Annotated in this window: 18 protein-coding genes and 1 tRNA gene; 12 read left to right on the forward strand and 7 right to left on the reverse strand. The window is 44.3% G+C overall.

Features of this window, described 5'->3' with window-relative positions; translation table 11 throughout:
- Positions 1–130: 130 nt before the first annotated feature.
- Positions 131–203 (reverse strand) — tRNA-Thr (locus tag V202x_RS07465).
- Between the two features lie 377 nt (positions 204–580).
- Between V202x_RS07465 and V202x_RS07470 the strand changes: the two genes are divergently transcribed.
- The 5 genes from V202x_RS07470 to V202x_RS07490 all read left to right on the forward strand — a co-directional run bounded on the left by V202x_RS07470 (position 581) and on the right by V202x_RS07490 (position 6,019).
- Positions 581–2,248 carry a CocE/NonD family hydrolase gene (locus V202x_RS07470; RefSeq protein ID WP_145172631.1) on the forward strand — a complete coding sequence of 556 codons (1,668 nt, stop codon included), beginning with the start codon at positions 581–583 and terminating at the stop codon, positions 2,246–2,248.
- 63 nt (positions 2,249–2,311) lie between these two features.
- Entirely contained in the window at positions 2,312–3,109 is a 798-nt protein-coding gene (locus tag V202x_RS07475) for an NIPSNAP family protein (RefSeq protein WP_145172633.1), read from the forward strand.
- Between the two features lie 397 nt (positions 3,110–3,506).
- Positions 3,507–4,037: an RNA polymerase sigma factor gene (locus V202x_RS07480; protein ID WP_144982399.1), complete on the forward strand. Its 531-nt coding sequence runs from the start codon at positions 3,507–3,509 to the stop codon at positions 4,035–4,037.
- Positions 4,024–4,674, forward strand: a complete 651-nt coding sequence (locus tag V202x_RS07485) for a hypothetical protein (RefSeq protein WP_145172635.1) — start codon at positions 4,024–4,026, stop codon at positions 4,672–4,674. Before V202x_RS07480 ends, V202x_RS07485 begins: the two co-directional genes overlap by 14 nt.
- Positions 4,675–4,825: 151 nt before the next feature.
- Positions 4,826–6,019 (forward strand): PDZ domain-containing protein, encoded by a 1,194-nt coding sequence (locus V202x_RS07490; protein ID WP_145172637.1) that lies wholly within the window; start codon positions 4,826–4,828, stop codon positions 6,017–6,019.
- Between the two features lie 97 nt (positions 6,020–6,116).
- Here V202x_RS07490 and V202x_RS07495 read toward each other — a convergent pair whose 3' ends face one another.
- Positions 6,117–6,659, reverse strand: coding sequence for an inorganic diphosphatase (locus tag V202x_RS07495; RefSeq protein WP_145172639.1), 543 nt, complete (start codon positions 6,657–6,659; stop codon positions 6,117–6,119).
- Between the two features lie 66 nt (positions 6,660–6,725).
- Positions 6,726–7,238, reverse strand: a complete 513-nt coding sequence (locus tag V202x_RS07500; RefSeq protein ID WP_145172641.1) for an FKBP-type peptidyl-prolyl cis-trans isomerase — start codon at positions 7,236–7,238, stop codon at positions 6,726–6,728.
- Positions 7,239–7,518: 280 nt separating this feature from the next.
- Between V202x_RS07500 and V202x_RS07505 the strand changes: the two genes are divergently transcribed.
- A complete protein-coding gene (locus V202x_RS07505) occupies positions 7,519–7,938 on the forward strand; it encodes a GNAT family N-acetyltransferase (protein WP_145172643.1) in 420 nt (139 codons plus the stop codon).
- A gap of 17 nt (positions 7,939–7,955) precedes the next feature.
- Here V202x_RS07505 and V202x_RS07510 read toward each other — a convergent pair whose 3' ends face one another.
- From V202x_RS07510 to mfd, 4 genes are all read right to left on the reverse strand, one after another.
- Positions 7,956–8,585 carry a peptidylprolyl isomerase gene (locus tag V202x_RS07510; RefSeq protein WP_232098901.1) on the reverse strand — a complete coding sequence of 210 codons (630 nt, stop codon included), beginning with the start codon at positions 8,583–8,585 and terminating at the stop codon, positions 7,956–7,958.
- 277 nt (positions 8,586–8,862) lie between these two features.
- Positions 8,863–13,914 (reverse strand): hypothetical protein, encoded by a 5,052-nt coding sequence (locus V202x_RS27410; protein WP_197993273.1) that lies wholly within the window; start codon positions 13,912–13,914, stop codon positions 8,863–8,865.
- A 335-nt stretch (positions 13,915–14,249) separates the two neighbouring features.
- Positions 14,250–15,515: a peptidylprolyl isomerase gene (locus V202x_RS07520; RefSeq protein WP_197993274.1), complete on the reverse strand. Its 1,266-nt coding sequence runs from the start codon at positions 15,513–15,515 to the stop codon at positions 14,250–14,252.
- 180 nt (positions 15,516–15,695) lie between these two features.
- Positions 15,696–19,040 carry a transcription-repair coupling factor gene (gene mfd, locus V202x_RS07525; RefSeq protein WP_145172647.1) on the reverse strand — a complete coding sequence of 1,115 codons (3,345 nt, stop codon included), beginning with the start codon at positions 19,038–19,040 and terminating at the stop codon, positions 15,696–15,698.
- A 208-nt stretch (positions 19,041–19,248) separates the two neighbouring features.
- Between mfd and aroB the strand changes: the two genes are divergently transcribed.
- From aroB to V202x_RS07555, 6 genes are all read left to right on the forward strand, one after another.
- Positions 19,249–20,427: a 3-dehydroquinate synthase gene (aroB, locus tag V202x_RS07530; protein WP_232098902.1), complete on the forward strand. Its 1,179-nt coding sequence runs from the start codon at positions 19,249–19,251 to the stop codon at positions 20,425–20,427.
- A 336-nt stretch (positions 20,428–20,763) separates the two neighbouring features.
- The gene (locus V202x_RS07535) at positions 20,764–21,177 is read left to right on the forward strand and encodes an Hpt domain-containing protein (protein ID WP_145172649.1); all 414 of its coding nucleotides are present in this window, start codon (positions 20,764–20,766) and stop codon (positions 21,175–21,177) included.
- A 17-nt stretch (positions 21,178–21,194) separates the two neighbouring features.
- Entirely contained in the window at positions 21,195–21,776 is a 582-nt protein-coding gene (locus V202x_RS07540; protein WP_145172651.1) for a response regulator, read from the forward strand.
- 193 nt (positions 21,777–21,969) lie between these two features.
- Positions 21,970–22,425, forward strand: a complete 456-nt coding sequence (locus V202x_RS07545; RefSeq protein ID WP_145172653.1) for a PilZ domain-containing protein — start codon at positions 21,970–21,972, stop codon at positions 22,423–22,425.
- A 108-nt stretch (positions 22,426–22,533) separates the two neighbouring features.
- Positions 22,534–23,235, forward strand: a complete 702-nt coding sequence (locus V202x_RS07550) for a YggS family pyridoxal phosphate-dependent enzyme (protein ID WP_145172655.1) — start codon at positions 22,534–22,536, stop codon at positions 23,233–23,235.
- Positions 23,236–23,259: 24 nt separating this feature from the next.
- Complete coding sequence (locus tag V202x_RS07555) at positions 23,260–23,565, forward strand: DUF167 domain-containing protein (RefSeq protein ID WP_197993275.1); 306 nt, start codon at positions 23,260–23,262, stop codon at positions 23,563–23,565.
- Positions 23,566–23,592 lie beyond the last annotated feature (27 nt).

Consider the following 23,592-nt stretch of genomic DNA (forward strand, 5'->3'; position numbering starts at 1 on the left):
CAGAGTTCTGATTCAAAAAGAGTAAGCAATCGATGCAATTTTAGGTACCAATTTTGGTACCAGCCCGATTTCAAATACTAGCAGTGAGTAAGCAAATTTCGTAAAACACTACTATGACAGTCTTTTAGAGAGCCGCCGAGGAGAGTCGAACTCCTGACCTACGCATTACGAATGCGTCGCTCTGCCAACTGAGCTACGGCGGCTTTGATTCCACTTATTGGAATGATGACTCAATAACTGAGGCTTCGGTTCGCATTGCTGGAGCCGGTAGTAAAGATATTGAGATGATAATTCAGAGATTAAATATTGCGGTAGCATACTCGTTTTTTGTTACTTTCGAAAGGATACTGTCCCTTTTTCGCGTCTGAAAACATAATTTCACAAGTGAATTCAGGGCCTCATTTAGGGAGAGAATCGATCCCAAAACAGCACCCATTACTGAATCATAGTGGCTGTCCCTGTTGTGTCATTGACGGACAGTCTTTTGAACAGCCGTTGTTTATGCTTGCTGAATGCGACGAGGTTCGCCACAATCGAAGGAAATCAATTCCCACCCTGATATTCCAGCCGGAGACAACCTATGTATAAACTGGCCCACGCCTGCCTGATCTTTGTTTTGCTACTTGTGTTTCCCGTTTCTCTTTTTGCTCAAGATAAGCCTCTCGATTTGGAAAAGGGTGTGACGGAAAAACATGTGATGATTCCCATGCGGGATGGTGTCAAGTTGTCGGCCTACCTTTATTTTCCTAAGGGGAATGGTCCCTGGCCGGTATTGATGGAGCAACGGTATGCCAGCCTGCGCGGAAAAGGCTCACGACTCTCCTTTGCGGAAATGGCATCACATGGTTATGTCGTCTGTGCCGTCAACTTTCGTGGTTCACAGAAGTCGCAGGGAACGTGGGTCGGCTATCGTGCTTTACAGTGGGGTGAGAAACAGGATGGTTACGATGTCGTTGAGTGGCTGGCCAAGCAGCCCTGGTCGACCGGAAAGATCGGAACCTTTGGGAGTTCCCAGGCAGGATATGCACAAAACTATCTGGCGATCACACAACCACCACACCTGGTCTGTCAGTTTATGATCGATACAGGCTTGAGTTTGTACCATGAAGGCTATTTTATTGGTGGAGCAGCGAAACCCGATCGCTTTAAGGGGATGGATGCGGTCTGCCGGGTACCCGCGCACAACCGGGCGTTAATGAAAGAATGGTTTTCCCATCCTGATTATGACGACTACTGGAAAGCGGAAGATTGCACATTGCATTTTGATAAAATGAACGTGCCTTGTTTTACCGTTGGTAGCTGGTACGACTATATGTGCGTCGGTTCGGTGCAGAGTTTCATCGGACGTCAATATAAAGGAGGTCCGAACTCACGAGGACAGCAGAAATTGTATGTCGGCCCCTGGTTACATGGTCGCTTCAATAAGGTTAACAAAGTTGGGGAAATGGTATATCCCAACAATGCCAATTTCGACATGATGGCCGAGATGATTCGCTGGTTCGACCATTACTTGAAAGGCGTTGATAATGGCATCGATGACGATGCTAACGTGCGCTACTATGCAATGGGAGCCGTGGGCGAAGCCGATGCCCCCGGAAATGAATGGCGAGCACTGGATGACTGGCCTTTGAAAACTGTGGAGACTTCTTACTATTTACAACCGGAGGGAAAATTATCTCTGTCAAAACCAACGGAGCAGGGGAGTTTTAGCAAAATCGTTGCTGATCCACTGAATCCTGCAAAAATTCTGGGACGCGCTTTTCCCGGAGCGCGCGACGCGCGCGTCGTTGAAGAACAGGAAAACGTGTTGACATTCACGACGGACCCACTGACCGAACCAGTAGAATGGACAGGAAATGTGAAAGCGGAACTACTGGTTTCTTCTTCAGCGAAAGATACCGACTTCATTGTACGTGTGACAGACGTGTATCCTGATGGGCGCTCGATTTTAATTATCGACATGATTCGACGAGGTCGCTATCGCGATGGATTTGAGCAACAGAAGTTTATGGAACCCGGCAAGGTTTACAAAGTCGCCTTTAACGTAGGCTGGCTGAGTCAGGTGTTTAACAAAGGACATCGAATTCGCGTGACCGTGGCTTCAACGGGAGCCCCTTTTTATGAACCGAATCCGAATACGGGTGAGCCGATAACGATTGAGTTCCCTGAAAAAGTCGTTGTGGCGAACAATAAAATTCATCATAGTGGAAAGCATGCATCACGGATTTTGGCGCCAGTCAATCCATAAAGTGGTTTTGCAGCTATCCGTTAATCATCACATTGGAAATACAAAATCAGAACGAGGAATATTATGAATCATAATAAAACAGACCGAAGACAATTTTTAACAGGCACTGTGGGTGCTGCAGTGGCGCTTGGTATTGGTCAGGTTGTACACTCGGCAGATGAGAAAAAAGCACAGGAGTATTACGAACTGCGAACCTATCGCATTGATGATCCTGCCAAACAAAAAATTGTCAACCACTATCTGGAGAAAGCACTGCTGCCGGCATTAAAACGGATGGGCATCAACCGGGTGGGTGTCTTCAAAGAGAAAGAAGCGAAAGGGGACTACTCGTTGTATGTACTCATTCCCTTTTCTTCGCTGGAACAGTTCTCGCGTTTGAATGATGTGTTAGAAGCGGATGCAGCCTACCAAAGCGCGGCTAAAGAATACTTCAATCAACCGAAAAAGTCGCCCGCCTATTCTCGGATTGAAAGTCGCTTCATGAAAGCATTTCAAGGAATGCCCGTCTTAGAAATTCCCAAGGGCAAAGCCCCTCATCTGTTTGAGTTGCGGACCTATGAAAGTTCCAATGAGAAGTTGGCACGCTTGAAAGTGGATATGTTCAATAATGGAGAAATTGACATTATGCGAGATGTCAAACTCGGTCCCGTTTTTTTTGGTGAGATGTTAATCGGAGATGATGTGCCTAATCTGACTTATATGCTTTCTGCGCCAGACGGTGCCGCCCACGAAAAACACTGGGACGGATTTCGTGCGCATCCCGATTGGAATCGCATGAAAAAAATGGATAAATACAAGGGAACGGTCTCCAAGATCAGGAACAAATATCTAGAGCCTTTACCGTTTTCTACGATTCAATAGCCCCAGTGTTAACTATGTCGATTGAGACTGATCTCATAAACCAACTGGCATATCATGTTTTCGAATTTGTTTTTTGGCGCAGAGTGGAAATTTACTCATGGTCTGCCAACACTATAGGCAACGTGGGCAATTTACCATAAGTCTTTATTTTGCAATATGATACAAACTCTTAACCGTTCCAATTGGGAATGGGGGCTGTTAAAGTCTAGTGATGAGGGGTGATTGAATCTATGAGGAAACGGAAATAATGTTGAATCGACGTTAGATTCTGATCGACTTTCCGTCTATTCTAGTGCATGTGAGTTAGACGAGTGTTGTTAAGCTGGCGAATAATAAAAGGCCGTTAACACTCTCCAATAGACTTAGATTATCCCTCTTCTAATGTATTGGAATTTGCATGCCTGATAAGCAGGCCAAACGGTGGTCGGCAGAAATTGAGGCGGTATATTTACGAGAAGGTCGAGAAATTTGGGCGTTGTTGTATGCCCAATGCTCTGATTCTGATCGTGCATATGACGCGCTCCAGGAGGCATTCGTACGTTTACAAACTCAAGAAGTTCAGTCAATTCGAAATATCCGGGCCTGGGTTTTGACTGTTGCACAAAATTGGTTGCGTGATTATGCCCGTCGGCAGAACCATGCAGCTAGGCCCGCAGATTTTTTGGATAATATTGTAGGCAAACCTTCAGACCCAACAGATGATCTGGAGAATAAAGAGAAACACTGCCAGATTCGGCAGTCACTTCGACAACTTCGAGCCGAGGATCGAGAGGTTCTCGTCCTTCGTTATGCACTAGGATGGTCATCAAAGCGAATGTCAATAGCGCTCAACACATCTACATCAGCTATTGATATGAGGCTTTCTCGTGCGAGAAAGCGTCTTTGTGAAGAGTTGGAGAAAGTGGGGATTGATCATGAAACCGTTTGACACTTCAGGAATGCTCGAGAATGACGATGAGCTGGAGAGTGTTTTGCGCGAATACTTTCAGCAAGAGATGCCTCTCGAGTTGCAAGAACTATCAGACATTTCTGACGAAGAGTATGAAAAACAAGCCAAGCAGGTTAGCAAGCTGGGAAACGAAGTTCCCGATAGCTTCGGGAAGAAACCTCGTCGGCAATTCAAATTGAGCATGCTGATGACGGGTGTTTGTGCCTGTTTGATTGTGGCCGTGGTGGTTTTCACCCGTATACGACCGGTAGAGAACATTCCTGTGGTGAATCGTCCCATCAATGTACCAACTGAGTTATCGAAGACCGATCATGTTTCTGATAACTCCCATTCGGTCAATTCAGAAACACTCGTTGTTGATCACGGAAATGTTCCTAAAGAGATGACTCCGGATGTTAACAAAAGCGTACATGAATCAATTGATATTACACTCTACAATACAGAGTTCGGCCCCATCGAACAGAAAACAGAACTTCTGTGGACAAATATCACTTTTCAGAATCCAGAAACGGGAACGAACGTGGAGATGTCGATGCCTGAATTGACCATAGATTTTGTTCCCGTCAGTAAGGCTCGAATCTCTCTAATTAATGACGAGGGTGGAAACGAACAGTAGAGTCTGATTACTTTGAAATAAATAATTTTGTGGTTAGCGGATAAGTAGGAATTTATAATACGGGCCATAAAAAAGGAGTTACCAATTCTGGAACGAATTGAGTCTCAGGAGGAAGTAACGTCTTTTTTTGAATCATTTCCAAGGCAGTACAATGAAGAAACAGCAACGATGGTTCTTTTTAAGCGGAGTCATTTTTTCTCTGTTGGCGGTTCAACTTACTTTTGCCGATGAACATCCTTTACAGGCAAAGAAGCCCGGCCAAACAAAATCAAAGTCCAAGAATTCAACTCAACCAAAGAGAGCTCCTGCAAAAAATACGAATTCCGGAACGACTAAAAAGCAGACGACGTTTCGCGTGACGAGTCGCCCGACTGGCGAAACCGAAATGCGAAATTTCGTGGGAATTGTGACCGAGCCCGTACCTGCAGCCTTAGCGGCGCAATTAAATGAAATGGTACAGGCTGGCCAGGGTGTGGGAGTAAAACTGGTTCTTCCCGATTCTCCTGCTCAACAATCGGGCATCAAAATGTTTGATGTTCTGACCACCTTTAATGGTAAAGCCATCACTTCTTCTGATGTACTACGTAAATTTGTCATGGAAGCCGACAAAGACAGCAAAGTTAAATTGGGTGTGATTCGTGCCTCAAAGCATCAGACCATCGAAGTGACATTAATAGAAAAACTCTATCGACATTATCAGTTCTCAGTCAGACCCGTTGGTCAAAATCAGAAACCGCAAAAGACAAAAAATGTACAACCACCTCAGGATGGCCCAATAGCTTCCCGTTCGACTGAGTCAGATCCTTTGGGAGGACGTAAAATGCCTTTAGGGCTCAGTCACATCCCGGTCTCTACGACTCATAATCTCAGTCTGTTATTTGTGGGGAGTGTTAAAGATGGATATTCTGTTGAAATCAGTTATCAGGATGAGAGTGACACACTGCAAACACACCATTTTAAAGGAAATCTGAATGAGATCAGTGAGCAGATGATTGATATGCCAGATCACGTGCAGATGATGATTAATGAACGATTGAAAGAGTTAAAAATGGCGCTGCGGGGGAAAGCGAGTTTCCGCTTGCAAATTAAGCCACATATGCAGGGTAATAATCGTTTCATTCGCGTTTTTCTAAGTCGTTCCACAAAAGAAAAATCTGTGCGAATGGTAGAATTGGATCACCATATTGGGAATCGTCCCTCATTAAACGTCAATCAGATTCTGGGGAATCAAGTTTTTACACACGAATTGAAACAACTCTCACCTGCCATCCAGGAAAAGATTCGAGCCACCCTTCAAAGGATTCGAATCCCTACAGCTCATGTGCGAGTTGATAACCCGATTTAGACTTGAATTATAGAACACAAGACCGATAAAAAAAGCAGCGATTTCAAAAACTTGAAATCGCTGCTTTATTGTTATCTCTTAGAATCAAATCGAAGTCTTATAAAAAACCTCGCCGGCGTTGACTGCTATATCTTTGCAGCGAATCTTCGATGATGGGAAACGCAGCGGCAGCTGCCTGAAACTCTTCGACTTCGACGGTCTTCCCTTCTAGCATTTTATAATCCTGAAAGAAACGTCTCAGCATCGCCAATCGATGTGGCGGTAGTTCTGATGCTTCCGTAAAGGGATTATATTCCGGATCATTCACGGCAACAGCCAGAATTTTATGGTCCGGTTTGCCGCTGTCGATCATAGTCATCACACCAATGGCACGTGCATCGAGGATAGTCAAAGGATCAACTGGCTCCTGACAAAGAACCAGCACATCCAGCGGGTCATCGTCTTCAGCCAGGGTCTGTGGAATAAATCCATAGTTGGCGGGATAGTGAACTGCCGAATAAAGCATACGATCCAGTCTTAGAAGACCAGTCGTTTTGTCTAATTCATACTTCACTTTGGAAAAAGTAGGGATTTCAATCACGGCAGTGAAATCGCGAGGCAGGTTTTGCCCGGGAGTCACATCGTGCCAGCAGTGGGTCACTATACTCTCCTGAATTTTTTTTAGCTAAATGAAATAGAATAACTGACTGGAATCGAGCGATGTCAGCTAATTGACTTTAAACAGTTCTACTTTAAAGTGCAGGGTCGCACCACCTGGAATAACAGGAGGAGAACCGGCTGCACCATACCCCAGATCTGGTGGGATAATCAATTCGATTTCTCCGCCCTCACCAATGAGTTGCAAGCCTTCTGTCCAACCTTTAATGACACCACCTAAAGGAAACGAAATCGTTTCTCCTCGTTTATAGGAGCTATCAAATTCGGTTCCATCTTCCAGCGTCCCACGATAATGAACAGTGACACTGTCTTGAGATCCGGGTTTTTTATCACTACCCTCTCTAACAATACGATATTTCAATCCAGAGGGAGTTGTTGAGTATCCAGGTTCACTTTCGTCATTCATGTTACTATCCATTTCTTTTTGACTGGATTCAGAGGAAGTGGTTTGGGGATCCGCTACAATCGTATCTGTTTTCGCGTCTGGCTTTAAATAGCCACCACAACCAGAAAAAGTGAGGCAAATCACACCGCATAAAATTAAAAACTGAGATTTTTTCATTAGAATATTACCTTATACATGGGCAATTAACTATACTGCGGTCCTATTCACAGGAACGGGCCTGACGGATACCATAACTAATCGATCTTCAGCTTGCATCATCAAGATGTCCTCCTTTTTACGACTTCAGAAAAAGAGTGAATGACTCGGGCCGATATCATCCTGGAAAAACGATATCAGTCAGAGCTGCTCTGAAATCCCTAATTTATGGTTTAATTTGGCAGATTTGAAAAGTGTCATGTAGTTCAAATACTTACTTCTTAGATAAAGATCTTCTGAAATGACAGATCATATTCACATACGTTCTACAAAACAGGACGATATTAAAAAACTCGCTGAATTCATTATCCCTTTTGTGGAACAGGAGAAGATTCTACCCCGTACTTCAGATGAATTAGACGAGTTAGTGGAAACGGGTTTCGTTGCCGTTGAAGATGAGGAAATCATCGGATTCGCCTCGCTGGAAATCTATTCTCGAAAACTGGCTGAAATTCGGAGCCTCGTCGTTGCAGAACATCGTCAGGGTAGTGGTATCGGGAAAAAGCTGGTTGCCGCTTGTATTGAACGAGCGCGTCAAAGAAATATTTTGGAAATCATGGTAGTCACGTCGTCTGATGTATTTTTTCAAAGCTGCGGATTCGACTTCACACTGCCTGGTGAAAAGAAGGCTCTCTTTATTCAGCCTCATTTAGAAAAATAGCAACTCGGATTTGCTACTTATTTTTTCACAATCGTCGCTTTGGTAATATAATCGAGACGGGGAAAATCCTGTTTCAGATATTGATTCCCTTCTTCCTGAATCCGCCCCTGGGAGGGGCCGCGCCCGTTGGGTGCTCCTTCACCATAACCTGAATACAAAGAATCAACAACTTTCATTCCCTGAGTTGAAATATAACCGAAAGGGGCAAAACCATATTTATCCAGTCGGCGGTTATCCCCAAAGTTGATGAAAATCTGAGTTGTTCTTGAATGTGGTGCTCCTGTTTTAGCAAAGGAGACATAACCTCGAAGATTGGATTTTGAAACCGGATCATCTTGAATTGTCTGATCACGCCATTTTTTTTGAATCTCGGGGTTACCATTGATACCGACTTGCGCCATGAAGCCCTCGATCACTCTAAAAAATGCACAATCATTATAGAATCCGGAATTCACCAGATTATAAAATTGATCAGCTCCAATAGGACACCAACTACGCGTGACATCAATGTAGAAAGTGCCTTTAGTCGTTTCCATTTTTACACGGTATGTTTCAGGAGCCTTCGCATAAACTTCTGCTTGAGAGTTCATGAGCATGGTAGAAACTAAGGTACTTGCTGCAATCAGGAAAGCCGTTTTTGAAAACACTATTCATTCCTATTGTTAAAAATCGAACTGAACTATAATCGACACAGACTAAAGTCTAGTTGATTTCAGGCATTCGTAACAAGAGAAATTTGGATTTACCCAAACGGAAGCAAGATGAATTAAGGCATTGGCTTCAAAGCATAAAAAAGCCGCCGCGAATCAAGGGGGGGAGAATTCGCGACGGCCAGAGCCCGGGGCTGCTGACGATCAGCCCCTCTGCAGATCCCGCGATCTGCAATTTTCGAGAATCATCTGAAAGCGAGACGATTCCTATTATTTAGTATCCGAGGAGTGCTTCCTCCTCTTCTTCCTGAATGATGATTCTGGGAGTGACCATCATCATCAAGCTTTCCGTTTCACGTCCGACACCTGTATTCTTAAACAGACGACTGATGTAAGGAAGCTTGTTCAGAATTGGTACACCCGCCATGCTGCGACCTTCACGGAGTCGTTTTACACCACCGAGAAGCACAGTACCACCATCGGGCACACTGACAGTTGTAGTTACAGTAACCTGTTCAACAACGGGCTGCTGAATTGTGGTTGTACCTAAGCCACCACCTTGTTGTCCCTGTTGCCCTTGTTGTCCTTGCTGACCTTGTTGTCCTTGCTGACCGCCGACGCCACCCTGGCCTCCGACACCACCAATACCACCAAGACCTGCACCGACACCATTACCAAAGTTACCGCCACCTTGTTGACCAAGCTGGCCACCTTGTTGTCCTTGCTGACCTTGTTGACCTTGCTGACCAATGCCACCTGTGCCTCCCTGGAAGGAGAAGGTGAAGACGTCTGTAACATTGGTAAAGTTCGGATTAACAGAAAGTCTTACATATCGTCTGTCTGCTGAGATCACGGCTGAGACTGTCAGAGAAACCCCTTCAGGAATGTTTGCAATGATAGGTGTGAATCCGACAGCAAAGTCACCTACGGTTGGAACCAGACTGATCACAAACGGACGTGATACGTTACTAGTCACAAAGGCAACCTGACCATTAAACAGTGTCACTTTAGGAGCAAACAACAGGTTTGATCGTTCATCTGCCTGAGCGGCATTGATGAAGAAGAAGGCTTCGATGTCACTCAGAATTGCCAAACCAACATTCACACCTGCGTTCGCATTGAAGCTACCAAATTCCGGTACACCGATTTCAAATGATCCCTGTCGGAATTGAACGTCCAGGTCTGGTGTAAATGATTCTGGTGAACTCAACCCGGCAATCGTACCTTTTTTAGGCCAAGTATCAAAGTTGAGCAGCGTTCGTGTGGGCGGATTACTAAAGGGGGCAACTCCCGGTCCACCCGTCTGGCCCGTCGTCGTTTGACCTTGTTGTGCTTGTTGGCCACCTTGTTGATTCTGTCCGCCCTGGTTTGCATTTCCTAAAAGATCTACTTGACCGAAGGCGGGGACAGCGTTTCCGTTGTCATCAATGGTAGGACCTCCAACAGTATCCTGAACATTAAAGTCAAAATCGACACCGATACGCTCGAAGAATCGATCGGAAACGGTAACAAATCGGACTTCAATCGTGACTTGCAGGTCCTGTAATCTTCTTAACTGCTCAAGCAGGTTGGCAATTTCGTCATGAACTTTTTGCGTTTGACGAATTACCAAACTTAAAGTTGTTTCAAAAGGTCGCACACTACCGGCACCACCAATTTCTTCCCAGGAATCGGGTTCTACAGTGGAGACAATCAATTCCGTAAGAGAATCAAAGTCAATATTTGAACCACCACCGGCTACCTGAGCAGTAGATCCATTGTTATCCCAAGGATTAGGGCCACCGGGGATTCCACCCATGACAGGGTCGGCTACCTGGAAGTTCCCAGGTGCCGCTTGATTTCCTCCGAAGCCTGATCCATAACTTACTGCCCCCATCTGGCTGTATGGGTTACTTGCCATACTTCCATTTGAAGCAAAATTGGGAATCGGAACCACAAGGTCTGCTACTGGATAAGTTTCTGTCTTCAAAGTTCCCTGTTGACGAATTCGGCTGGTAATTTTCAGAACTTCATTGTCAATTGTATAAGAGAGGTTCAATGGTTCCAGGAGTAGATTGAGTGCACTTCTCAACTTGATACCATTCACGTTTATCGTAACGGGAGCATCAGTTGTAACACCTTCTTCTTCTAATCCCTGAGTATCGAGGAAAATATTGATTCCAGTTAACGTCTGAATCTTGTTCATCACCTCTGCCAGAGACTCACTTTCAAATTGAAGATTCACTGGACGATCCAAGCTTTCTTCAATCTGGAGCTCTTTTTCGGTTTTCTGCGTATGATTTTTTGCATGATATTTATCGCGACGTTTTGTTAGTTCTGCCCATTCCTTAGCATCATGACCAAATTTAATGTCAGGTGTATAGGCGTCGGCTAATGCTTCTTCGACATCATTGAGCTGATTCCAAACGTTCTGCTCTTTGCGTTCACGCATCGCATTATTTGATTCTTCTCGTCGAATGAATCGTGCCTTCCACTCCATTGTTACTGTAACAGGGTTTTGTGGATCAAGATCTTTAGCCTGTTTGGCAACGACTTCAGCTTCTGCATAACGTCGCTGATCGATCAATTCATTAAACTTCTGAACCAGGTCAGCAACTTCTTGCTCGACACGAATTCTGGTTTTGATTTCTTTATTGTAATGGTCTTTCACTTCCTGGTTACGTTTTTTCAACTCTTCCAGAGGAGCAACCTGTTTGCGGAAAGAATCAATCGATTCACGCGTCCGTTGTAAAGAACCAATGAGTGTCGTCATCGATTTTTTATCGAGGTTGGAACTTTCCACTTTGGACATCGTCTCGTCAATCACTCCCAAAGCTTCCGTTGGAGCAGATTCACGCATTCTTTCTGCTTTGAAAATCGCATTGAGAACTTCAGATCGCAGACGACTGAATTGAATGGCCTGTTTCTGTTGCACCAGATCAATTGTACTTGGTTCTTTCATGTCAGTTGGGTCAACCGCTGACGTCTGACTCTTAACCAGTCGAATATTCTCAGCACGAGAGGGAGCCAACTCGCGAACAGCATCTTGAAGCTGTTGTGCACGGTGAGTATCGAGTTTTTCACCAGACTGATAAGCAGCTAGAAACGCCTGATAAGCGCTGCTCCGGTTCCCTTCACCCAACCGCTGCATTCCAAGGTTGTAAAGCTCTAATGCTGAAGCACCAGGGTGAATCACGGCGATTTCACTTGCCTCATTGTTTTTCATTTGAGCGACTTGAGCAGGCTCTGCTCCAAAGTTACTTTCCAGATCTCTCAGGATCGCCTGAGGACTGTCTTCACCTGGTTTGAATTCCGCACCGACCTTCAATGCTTCCTGAGCATTGACACGAGCAGACTCAAAACGTCTTGCTTTGATATCAGTTCTTGCCTGAGCGATTAGTTTCTGTGAAAACTGCTTCTTACGTTCTTTCTCTGCAGCATAAAGCTGTTCACGAGAGAGCCCACCAGGTTGACCTGCCATCTTGCGAATGTCTGCCAGAACCTGTTCAGGACGATCTTCAAACAGAGTATAAGCAGTATCAATCTTTTGTGCTGCTTCCGCTTTTTGTCGTGCTTCTTCCACTCTGTTGTTGGCAAGATCTTCACGAGCAGATGCAATCAATTGTCGTGCATACTCGGGGTTGGAATTACCTTTAGTAGATTGAGTGGTTCCCGGATTCAACCTAGTCTCAGAGCTGATACCAACACGTTGGATGAATTCAGCCGGAGATTCACTGCCAGGTGAAAATTTCACTCTGAGAGTCTGAGCAAGTTTTTGAGCCGATGAAGCAAGCATCAAAGCTTCATCTTTATTCCCTTGTTGCAAGGCAACCTGTGCCCGTTCCATCAAACGATTGATACGGGGACGTACCGCGTCTTGATTTTGTTGCAAACCTTTGATGCCGGAACTAGTGGCTGCTTCATCAGAAATTCGATCGATAGCGGCAAGTACCAATTCTGGTCGGTCATCAAACAAGTCGTAAGAGACTTGCATTTGCTGTACCTGACTCACTTTCTGACGGGCATTATCAAAGTTTCGCTTTTTAATATCCAGTCGCGCAAGTCGCAGTAGTTCTGTTGCCTGTGCTTTAGGTGATCCCTCTGGAACAGTCACTGCAGAGCGGCCAGTATTGGCTGCTGCCAAAGAACCACTGCCTGCCTGGGCACGCTTGATTTCATCGAGTACCAACTCTGGTCGATCATCGAATAATCGATAGGCAACTTCAAGCTGACTTGCTTGAAGCGCTAGTTCACGGGCCGAGTCATAGCGACCTGATTGTAGCTCAGCGCGTGACTGTTTTAGTAATTGAGCGGCTCGGTCTTTGTCAGAACCGTTAGGTGAAGCCTGAGCAATTGGCATTGACCGTTTAGATTGACCGGCAAAAATTTTAGCACCGGTTTTTCGTTCGATTTCAGCCAGAATGTGTTGAGGCCGTTCATCGAACAGTTTATAAGCAATATCATAGTCCTGAGCCTGGATAGCAAGCGTGCGGGCATCATCATAGTGACCTGCATTCAATGCCTGTCGTGCTTGCTTCAAGAGTGCTGTCGCTTGTTGCTTTTCTGTTAAATTTTGAGTTTGACTTCCATCAAAGGGATTTCCAAAAGCATTGCCGTTTGTTGATTCTTCATTCGCAACTTGAACAACATGTGAGTTCTGATTTGAAAATCCACCAGCCTGTTGAATGGGTGAATCTTTTTGATTGCGTTGTTCTGCACGCGCAATTGCAGCCAGAACTTGTTCCGGGCGTTCATCAAAAGGACCATATTCCAAACGCATGGAGACAACCTGACTTGCTTTTTGGCGAGCCTTGGCAAATGCATTCAGCTTAATGTCTTCCCTAGCAGACTGCAGCAATTGGCGGGCAAGTTGCTTCATCTCTGCAGGAGACTTTCCACTTCGATTTGAAACGTTGGTAGAAAATCCTGTATCGGAGGTAGGCGACTGTGCTCGTACGATCTGTTTCTTATGAGGAGCTGCCGCTCGCTGACGAGCACGACCAAGGTACTCGTTCATCTTTCGAAATTCTGCAGATGACAATCGTCCTGGAGAAACAGAAGCTTTTTCCAGCACTTCTACTGCTTCAGCGAATTGTCCTCTCTCGTAATATTGAGTCCCAAGACTCAAATAGTAACGAGCTGAGCGTTGTTGACGCCCAGAGATCGGTTGACCATTCTTCTCAACGTCAGCAGCGACCTTCCTGGTCGTGTTGCCAAGATTGGCCAGCCACATTGACGCTGCGATCAGCGTCGTACAGGCTAGTACTCCAAATGCCTTGCCCAATGTAGGTCCCTCCTTCAAGCCAGAACACCAACTTTGATTATGTTTTTTTTGAGGAGTCATCATGACTTCCAATTCGCTATCTAGTGTGGGTAGGAATTTTAATCTGAAATCCCAATTTAGTACCATACGAATTTTGTACAGCCAATCAGGATTTTAGAAATACGAGATGTCTTATTAATATTTGTCAGTCGACAAAACTAACAAATGGTAGTGAGAGATATGAGTAGTAGAATTGTATTTAAGAATTGAGAGAAGTGAGTGCGGGTAATAATTGATTTGTGCTAATCAGGTCAATATGGTTATGACAAATATTTCAAAAAAATTTGCATAGTTTTCAAATTATTTTTTCAGGCTGTCATTTATAAGGTAGATCTTAAATTTGTGCTCATGTTTTTGGTTTAATGAGCTTCGCTATTTGTAGGTTTTACATTTTCATCTTCGATTTTAAATTTCGTTTCGATCACGGCTTTCGCATATAAAGAGTCCAAAATTTCCTTTGTCGCTTTCATACGCGCTTCTGTAATCATCGTTTGTTCGAGTTTCCCCTGCACATCAGCAAAAGGAGTATATCCAGCCTCTTTACGACCATTAACTTTTACAATTTGATAGGAATTTGGTGTTTCAAATACCTGGCTGACTTGTCCTACAGGTAACTCGAATAGCGCCTTTTCAATGTCTGGCTCGGCCAGACTCCCACTGCGAGTCCATCCCCATTGACCGTTCTTCTCAGCGCGTGTTCCATCTGAATATTGTTTGGCTAACTCACCAAAATCTTCACCTGCCTGATGTTTATGGATCACTTCATGCAGTACAGCAATGGCTTTTTCCTTACCGCCGTGCTTTTTGAATGAAATTCGAATACGTTGCCAACGGACTTTGGATGGTACTGCATAATCTTCAATATTTGCCTTATAGCGAGCAAGAACTTCTTCACGACTGAAATCGTTAGTCGCCTTCGCTTTGACTGCCATAAACTGGATAGCTGATTGCTGTTTCATAAAAAGTTCTTTTTCAGAATAAATTGAACGACCTTGATTGTTCAATATTTCTTCCAACTCCTGAGAAGAATTTACTTTCAATTGTTTTTGTAGTTCAGGAATTCGCTCTTCTTCAAATGCGGTTTCCAAGTGTTCCTGAAGCATTTCCAACTGTTCTTTTTTAAGAGTACTTTTCATTTCATGGATCAATAATTGACGCTCAATATGCCCTTTCAGGTCACGTTTAATGAGGGCACGTCGCAATTTTTGGTATTCTTCAGGTGGCATTCTCTGTTCAGCCTGCTGGAGTTGAAAATCATAAACTCCAATGACATCTGACACAAAAAGGGGAGATCCATTGACCATCGCAACCACAGTGCTGTCAGTCAGAGGTTCTTCAGAATCTTCAGGCGAACTCTCGGAGGAGATGCTGGATGAGGTCGTTGAAGCCGTGATGATACGAGTTTCAAAGGGATTTTCTGAGTCTTCAAAATCTCCCGACAGGAGATTTTTTCTATCGGGAGTTCTATTAGCATACTCGGACTGCTTTAGCTTTTGTTGCTTGAGAGCAGACTCCAGACGTGGAGGTGGCGGCCCCAGAACAGGATTGTCTACCTTAGGGGTAGTCTCGCAACCTACTAGGCTCATTGAAACAACAAACAAAAAATATAATTGCGCGTAGCGCATTAATAGCATCCTGCAGTCGATGAACGAATTAATTTTCCGGGAATTAGAGAGACTTTAAAAATAAGATTCAGTAATAAGTCAAATTACAAAGGAATTGTAAGGGAGGGAAACAAATCATTACTAAATCGATATCATCCATCCAGGAAGCAAACGACTTAAAAAACTCGTTTTTTCGACCTATCAGGGCGATGGTGCGGGATTATAGGTCAGATCAAAACTTTGTTGCAATACCGATTTGAGCTCTTGCATGACCGCTTCAACATTTACGGCAGAACTAGGTAGTGGAATATATGCCGACTTATGATCTACGATGCGAATAGGTATTCGATTTTGATTACTTTTTACCAAAGCGAGCATATGATTTTTATCCCGATAACCCAAAACCGCAAAATGATCTTCCAGCCGAATACTGTCAACTTGCCAGAGTTGCGCCAGGATCTGTAATTCCTTTAAAAGAATTAAGTTACATGCAGGATTGGGAATATTCCCAAATCGGTCCTGGATTTCCTCTTCCAGCTCGGAAAGTTCTTCAAGTGAGCGAACCGCTGACAATTTTCGGTAAATTTCAATTTTGATTCGGCCAGGAGGAATGAAATCCGAGGGGAGGAATGCAGTACAAGGTAAATCAATGGCGACATGGTGATGTTCCCGAATGGGCTCATTTTTCAGTTTTTTGCAAGCATTCTCTAAAAGTTGACAATAAAGTTCATAGCCAACAGCGGCGATGTGCCCACTCTGCTCCGTCCCCAAAATATTACCGGCTCCTCGAATCTCTAGATCACGCATGGCAATTTTGAAGCCGGCACCGAGCTCGCTGTATTCCTCAATGGCTTTGAGTCGCTTGGCGGCAACAGGAGTCAATATCTGACCATCGCGGAGCAATAGATAACAGTAAGCTCTATGATGTGATCGACCAACGCGTCCCCTTAACTGATGTAGATCAGATAGTCCATAATTCCCGGCATCGTGAATGAAAATCGTATTCGCATTTGGAATATCAAGCCCACTCTCTACGATGGTCGTGCAAACGAAGATATCGTTTTTTCCTGAAACAAAGTCGAGCATTGCCGTTTCAAGCTCTGATTCTTTCATTTGCCCATGACCAATGCCAATGTTAGCTTCGGGAACTATCTGCTGGATTCGATCTGCGTAAGTCTTAAGATCATGAACACGGTTGTGCACAAAGTAAACCTGCCCATTTCGATTCAGTTCACGGACCATCGCATGCCGAATCAGTTCGGGATCGAAGCGAGTGATTCTGGTTTCGATGGGAACGCGATCACGGGGGGCTGTCGTCAAATTAGAAATATCACGTATCCCTAATAAAGACATATGTAGTGTACGAGGTACCGGTGTCGCACTAAGAGTCAGCACTTCAATTTGCAATCTAAGGTGTTTCAGCATTTCCTTCGCCTCTACACCAAAGCGTTGTTCTTCATCAATGATCAACAATCCCAAATCTTTAAATTTAATATCTTTCTGAATTAAGCGGTGCGTTCCAATAACCAGGTCAACACTACCGGAGGCCATCCCTTCAAGAATGATTCTCTGTTCTTTTTTGGTTTTGAAACGAGACAGGCCTTCAATTGTGATCGGATAATCGGCCATGCGCTCACTGAAAGTGCGGGTATGCTGTTCGGCTAAAACTGTCGTAGGGACCAGAACAGCAACTTGCTTACCTGCATCGATGGCTTTAAAGGCGGCCCGAATAGCAACTTCTGTTTTGCCATAACCGACATCACCACAGATGAGACGATCCATGGGTTGAGGCCGTTCCATATCGAGTCGCACATCATTGATCGCATGCAATTGGTCTTCTGTTTCCGTGTAGGGAAACGAAGCCTCAAATTCTTTTTGCCAATGACTATCGAGGGGATACGCCAGCCCTGGTTGTGCAGACCGCATTGCCTGCAATCGCAACATGTCGCTGGCCATATCTCGAACGGCTTGCGCTGCTTTTTCTTTTTTATTAGCCCAGCCTTTGGTTCCTAGTTTCGAAAGCTGTGGTATATGTTTTCCACCACCAATATATTTTTGCACCAAATGAACCAGAGACACGGGAACATACATCTGCACTTTGTCACGAAATTCTAAAGAAAGATGTTCTTCGCGATGTCCCTCTTTTTCAAGCAGTTCAAGCCCTTTGAAACGTGCAATACCATGTGACAAATGAACGACAAAGTCCCCCACATTTAAATCCAGGAAGCTGTCGATCGCCCGACTTTCGACTTTTCGCTTTCTGGGTTTATGTCTGATGTCAGCTCGTCCGAAGAGTTCATGGTCACTGAGAACGACAAGATGTTCGGGCACTATCCGAAAACCTAATGCCAGATTTCCGATACAAGTCGTAATGCGATCGGTGATATCGAGATCAGACTCACCTAGTATTTCCTGCAAACGATCTTCTTCACCCTGATTATGACAGCAAATCAGAATTCGATCCTGAACCCCAGTAATCGAGTTCAGCTCTTCGATCATTTCGGACTTGGCGCGTGTAAACCGTTCGATCGATTCAATCTGCAAATGGCAAGATACCTCAGTCGATTCAGCCGAAATCGGAGCAATTGTCACAGAAGGAAAATCAGTGCAACGAGACAAAGTCGCTGGTACACTGAATAGTCCACGCGGATTTTCAAGACGTTCCAGATAACGTTTACCTTCTTCGATCAGTTCGGGAAGTTCAATTAACACAATGCGAGTATCGGCAGGCAAGTTATCCAACAGGTTTTCTGCTACCGGTTCTTCTTCACTCTGAGCCACCACTGTCCGATGTTGTGAACGTTTCTGATCAGATGACACGGGTGAAACCAGAATGAGATCGACTTGTTGGCAGGTTTCAACTGTTCGCTGCGTTTCTACATCAAACCGTCTGATCGATTCGACTTCATCACCAAAAAATTCGATACGAATGGGAAGTGTGGCATCAGGAGAAAAAATATCGAGAATCCCACCATGCATACTGAATTCCCCAGGGAGTTCGATCGCAGTGGTTCGTTCGAAACCGCGTTCAATGAGCCAGCTCATAAAAGCATCGGTATCAATTTCGTCTCCGACCTTGATAGTACGGGTGGCTTCGCGCCGTTCACTTTGGCTAGGAACCGGTTGTAGAAGAGCAGGGAAGGAAGACACCATCACAAGCGGCTTTTGGACCGTATGGGTATCTGCCTGTCCTAACTGATTGAGTACACGCAAGCGCCCTCCAAAGACCGAATCGGCTACATCATACTCACCCGGTAAGGTCTCCCAGGCCGGAAATATTTCAGGAATTCTTCCCAGAAAACTGGCAAAGTCACCCGCAAATTCATCAATTTCTCCCAAGCGCGGAAGTACGATTAGTAAGGGGGATTTTAGAGATTCGGCAATTGCCGCAGCAGTCAGCGCGCACGATCCTCCCCAGGCTCCGTCAATCGTCCCACTCTGACCTGATTGGAGGGCTGCAACAACTGCTGCGAATCCTTCGCTTTGGCTTAAAACGGGAACCAGATCCTGCATCGACTCAATCTGACTGTCGATTGGTTTGGTCATGTTCAGAATAATTTTAGCAATCGATTTAAAATTGTCACGCGCTCACCATGAAAAACCTGATTGGGAGTTCGTTTTTAGGATCTTCCGACGTGACTTCAGAGCATTGCAAAGATACGATAGAGAATTGATGATTCACTGAAATGAAAAAACAGTGATTGCGGCTTTATCCTATTGACTTCCCCGATTTTGTAACGCTGAAGGATACATAGTGCCTGATAATTCTGATTGTATTGATGTGAATGTTGCTTTGGGACCGCGGAGTTACCACATTTCGGTAGTCAGTGACAGGTTTGATCAGTTCGCTGAAACCCTGGAAAGTTGGTTGAATCATAATCCTGCTTTTCGAAATACAGTTGCAGAAGGAAACAAATCGGCACTGATCATAACAGACGAAAATCTTGCAACATTGCATGCTTCTAAAGTTGAAAAGAGTCTGAAAACGCGCGGCTGGAAATGGGAAACTGCGGTTATTGAACCAGGAGAGAAATCCAAATCACTGGCTGTCATATCTGACCTGTATGATCGACTGGTAGCCATGAAGGCTGATCGACAGACAATCGTGATTGCCGTTGGGGGTGGAGTGATAGGTGATGCAGCCGGATTTGTAGCAGCAACCTATGTTCGTGGGCTACCTTTCGTTCAAGTCCCAACCTCACTGTTAGCGCACGTCGATAGTTCTGTCGGAGGGAAAGTGGGCGTCAATCATCCTCAGGCCAAAAACCTCATTGGTGCTTTCTACCAACCATTGGGAGTCTTCATCGATACCTCAACACTCGAAACACTTCCAGATCGTGATTATCGTAGCGGTTTGGCAGAAGTTGTTAAATATGGTGTGATTCTTGATGCACGTTTTTTTCAATATCTTGAACAGAATATCGATGGGCTGAATCAACGCTCTGCGGAGGTGCTGCGCAAGGTAATTGCCCGTAGTTGTGAACTCAAAGCTGAAGTTGTGGAACAAGACGAACATGAGCGAACCGGACTACGGGCCATACTCAATTATGGTCATACCTTTGCACACGCATTTGAAGCCCTCTGTGGTTATGGAGAACTAATGCATGGCGAAGCCGTCTCCATTGGCATGATCTATGCCAGCTATCTAGCAGAAAAACTGAACTTAATCTCCCATCAGGAAACAGAACGTCAAGTTCATCTGTTGCAGGCATTGGGTTTGCCAACACTATTGCCCGAAGGAACTCAGCTCAGCAATGACGACATTATCGATCGTATGAAGTTAGATAAGAAAACAGTAGGGGGGCAACTACGGTTTGTACTTCCAACTTGTCTGGGTCGCGTCGAAGTGTTCAAAGAGATCCCGGAAGCACAAGTTCGAGAAGTCCTTGATGAACTGAAACGCTCGGTTTCCTCCGATGATTTTCAGATTTAAGTCACGGCGTTGTCACTGTATATTCATGTATGATTTAATCGGATATTCAACTCTAATTGTGTGCTATCATAGCTGTATTAATTCTAGTTACCATACAAGATTTCTTCGCTTCAGACCTCCTCATATTTGCATCAATCAGTAATGTCCACACAATCGATACCAGTACATCCCTCCTTCTGGATTAGTTATCGATGATCTTAATCCTTCATCAAAATTAGAAACTAATCTTGATAACAGGCCTGCATTCTATTTCTCTGCTCGCTAGGAGCGCTGTCCGTTCAACGGCTTTGGGCCTTGGTTTAGTGATACGCTTATTTACAAAAGGACTTTTAAAACATGTCAAGTTTAACTCCATCACTCACAGGAGCGCGCTGGCGATTGATTAATCGGGAGCAAGTACTCGATATGGCAATGGGGGATACTGAATTTCTCTCAGAATTGATCGAACTTTTTTTGGGCTGCGTATCCAAGCAGATGCAGGAAATTAAGCAGGCCATTGAAGAAAATGATGCTCAAGCTATAGCTGAGGCAGCTCACGCGTGTAAAGGAACAGTGGGGAATTATACAAAACTGGAGCCCTATTTACTTTTACAATCACTGGAAAATGATGGGAAATCCAATCACATTGAAGAATCCCAAGGCAAATATTGTTTACTGGAAAAAGAAATCACTCAATTGATTTTAGAAATAAAAGCATTGATGGCTCAAGAGTGTTACAACGTTCCAGCTTCTCATCAGCATGTAGGATAAACCCAAAGGCAACCCTTATGAAAATTTTAGTAGTTGATGATGTTGGATATACTTGTCATTTCCATACACGACTTATAGAAAAATTTGGTTATTCCGCTTGTTCGGCGACTTCCGGATATGAAGCATTGAATTACCTGAAAACTGATAATGATATCAGCATTGTCGTGACTGATTTGATGATGCGTGGTATGGATGGCGTGGACTTGTTTCAAGAAGCACAGAATCTAGAACGATTTACCGATGAAGGAGAACTAGATCCTCCCCAGTTTGTTCTGATGACTGCTTTGAGAATGCAAAAAAATTCTCAAGATAAAGATGTCCAACGACTTAAGCTGGCGAAAGAACTAGGTGTCGGCAAGATTATGTTCAAGCCATTAGACCAGGATGAACTCGAACAAACATTAAAAGATATGGCAATGGGAGCCCCCACTGCTGCTGGAAAATCATTAGATTTATATACCCCCACACAAAGTTTAAAAGACGCTGTAAAGGAGATTATCGATTCTGGAAATGCAGGTGCTGCTGAGCAATTTGTAGAGTGCTTAAATGAAGAAGTCGACAGTCTGAAAAAGTTTTTGAGTACGCTGGAAACTGTTTAAATATCAGCGTTTAAAATAATTTACTTAATGCAATAAATGATGATTGTTTAATAATTCGTATAAGGAGGGATTTGACTGTACTCTGATACGACCTATATTTTTTGTATGCAGAGATATACAAATCATACCTTCGTTTAAATCAACTCAAATTTAATCGTTTTCAATTTCTCATTTTTTAGGTGGATGCTGGCCAATGTGCCCTTTAAACACGCGGCTGATGTGCCTTCTTAATCTGGATCAGTACTCTGAAAAACAGAATCGTGCTTTATCGCGCGTTCTGGATTCGCTGGACCACTTGGAAAAGCGAATGAGCGTCCATTACTCAGAAAAACGAGTCCATGAACGCAAGGACTTTCGTGGGATTGTGATGATTTCAATTCCAAACGACGTTCCTATTTCAAGTTCAAACAATACACCTTTTGATGAATGTAGTGTCAATACCGTCAATGTCTGGTCTCGCTCAATTTCTCAATCTGGTCTTTCATTCGTCTATCCCTTTCCAATACATCAGACCGAAATTCTTGTGGGAGTTCCGGTAACCGACGATCAGGTGAGCTGGTTTCGTTCAGAAATTGTGAGACGAAAAGAAATTGAAGAAGAAAAGTTCTGGGAGTATGGAGTCAAGTTTCTTGGAAAAGTGGTTATTTAATCCGCTTCATTGCTCGTGTTCTTAGTTGAAATCGACCAGAATTGTCTTATCTGGTTCTACCTCTTCATGAGACGTTACGTCTTAACCTAAGTAGTGGAAAGCCCGGGAATGGAAGGCCTGAACGGCATCATTCAAAATAACTATTCAAAAATCCAAAGTCGAATCAAAGCGGCCTGCTTACGCTGCCAGCGCAATTCAGAATCGGTAACATTAGTGGCCGTTACAAAATATGCCCAAATGGAATGGGTGAAAATATTGCTTGAATTGGGCTGTACCCATTTAGGTGAAAGCCGAACTCAGCAACTTAATGAGCGTGCCGCCATGCTGCCAGATGATCTGCATTGGCATTTTATTGGCCCCCTGCAACGCAATAAGGTCAGACGCACAATTCTGAATAGTAGCCTTATTCACTCTGTTGATTCTTTGAAGTTGCTGTCAACCATTGATCGCATTGCCGCCGAATGTGGATTACAGCCACATGTTCTAATCGAAGTGAATCTTGCCGGTGAAGAGAATAAAAAAGGCTTTAGCAAAGCAGATCTCCTTGCTAATTGGGCATCGATTTATACCGCATCACATGTCTGTATAGACGGCCTGATGACAATGGCACCTCATCATCAAGATCCAGAATTAGCACGACCTGTTTTTCATGAACTATCAGAATTGCGAAGTCAACTTCAGGCAAGTTCACCTGCAAAGATACAATTGAAGGAGCTCTCGATGGGGATGAGTGGAGATTTTGAAGTCGCAATAGAAGAAGGGGCGACTCTCGTACGCATAGGTAGTGCGCTATACGAGGGCTTAAAATAATAAGCAGGATATTGAGAAATTAACGTGACCGAAGAAGTAAAGCTTGAGGTGGTCGGCACGGCCGTTCTACTTCCTGTTCAGGCTCAGCCCAGATCCAGTAAGAATCAGATTGACGGTATACACGATGGTCGGCTCAAGGTCTGTGTGACGCAGATCCCCGAGAAGGGAAAAGCAAACAAAGCCTTGCTTAAAGTCATTCATGAAGGCCTTAAACTGAAACGGTCGCAAATCGAGCTATATAAAGGCGAAGCAACGTCCTTGAAAATCTTTCGCATCACGGAAATTTCACTAGATGAATTACAGAGCCAGATAGCAAAGTCTATAAAGTAAGTGGAGTAGCATTGCTGGTTCACTGAT

It is taken from the genome of Gimesia aquarii (assembly GCF_007748175.1).
GTDB lineage: Bacteria > Planctomycetota > Planctomycetia > Planctomycetales > Planctomycetaceae > Gimesia > Gimesia aquarii_A.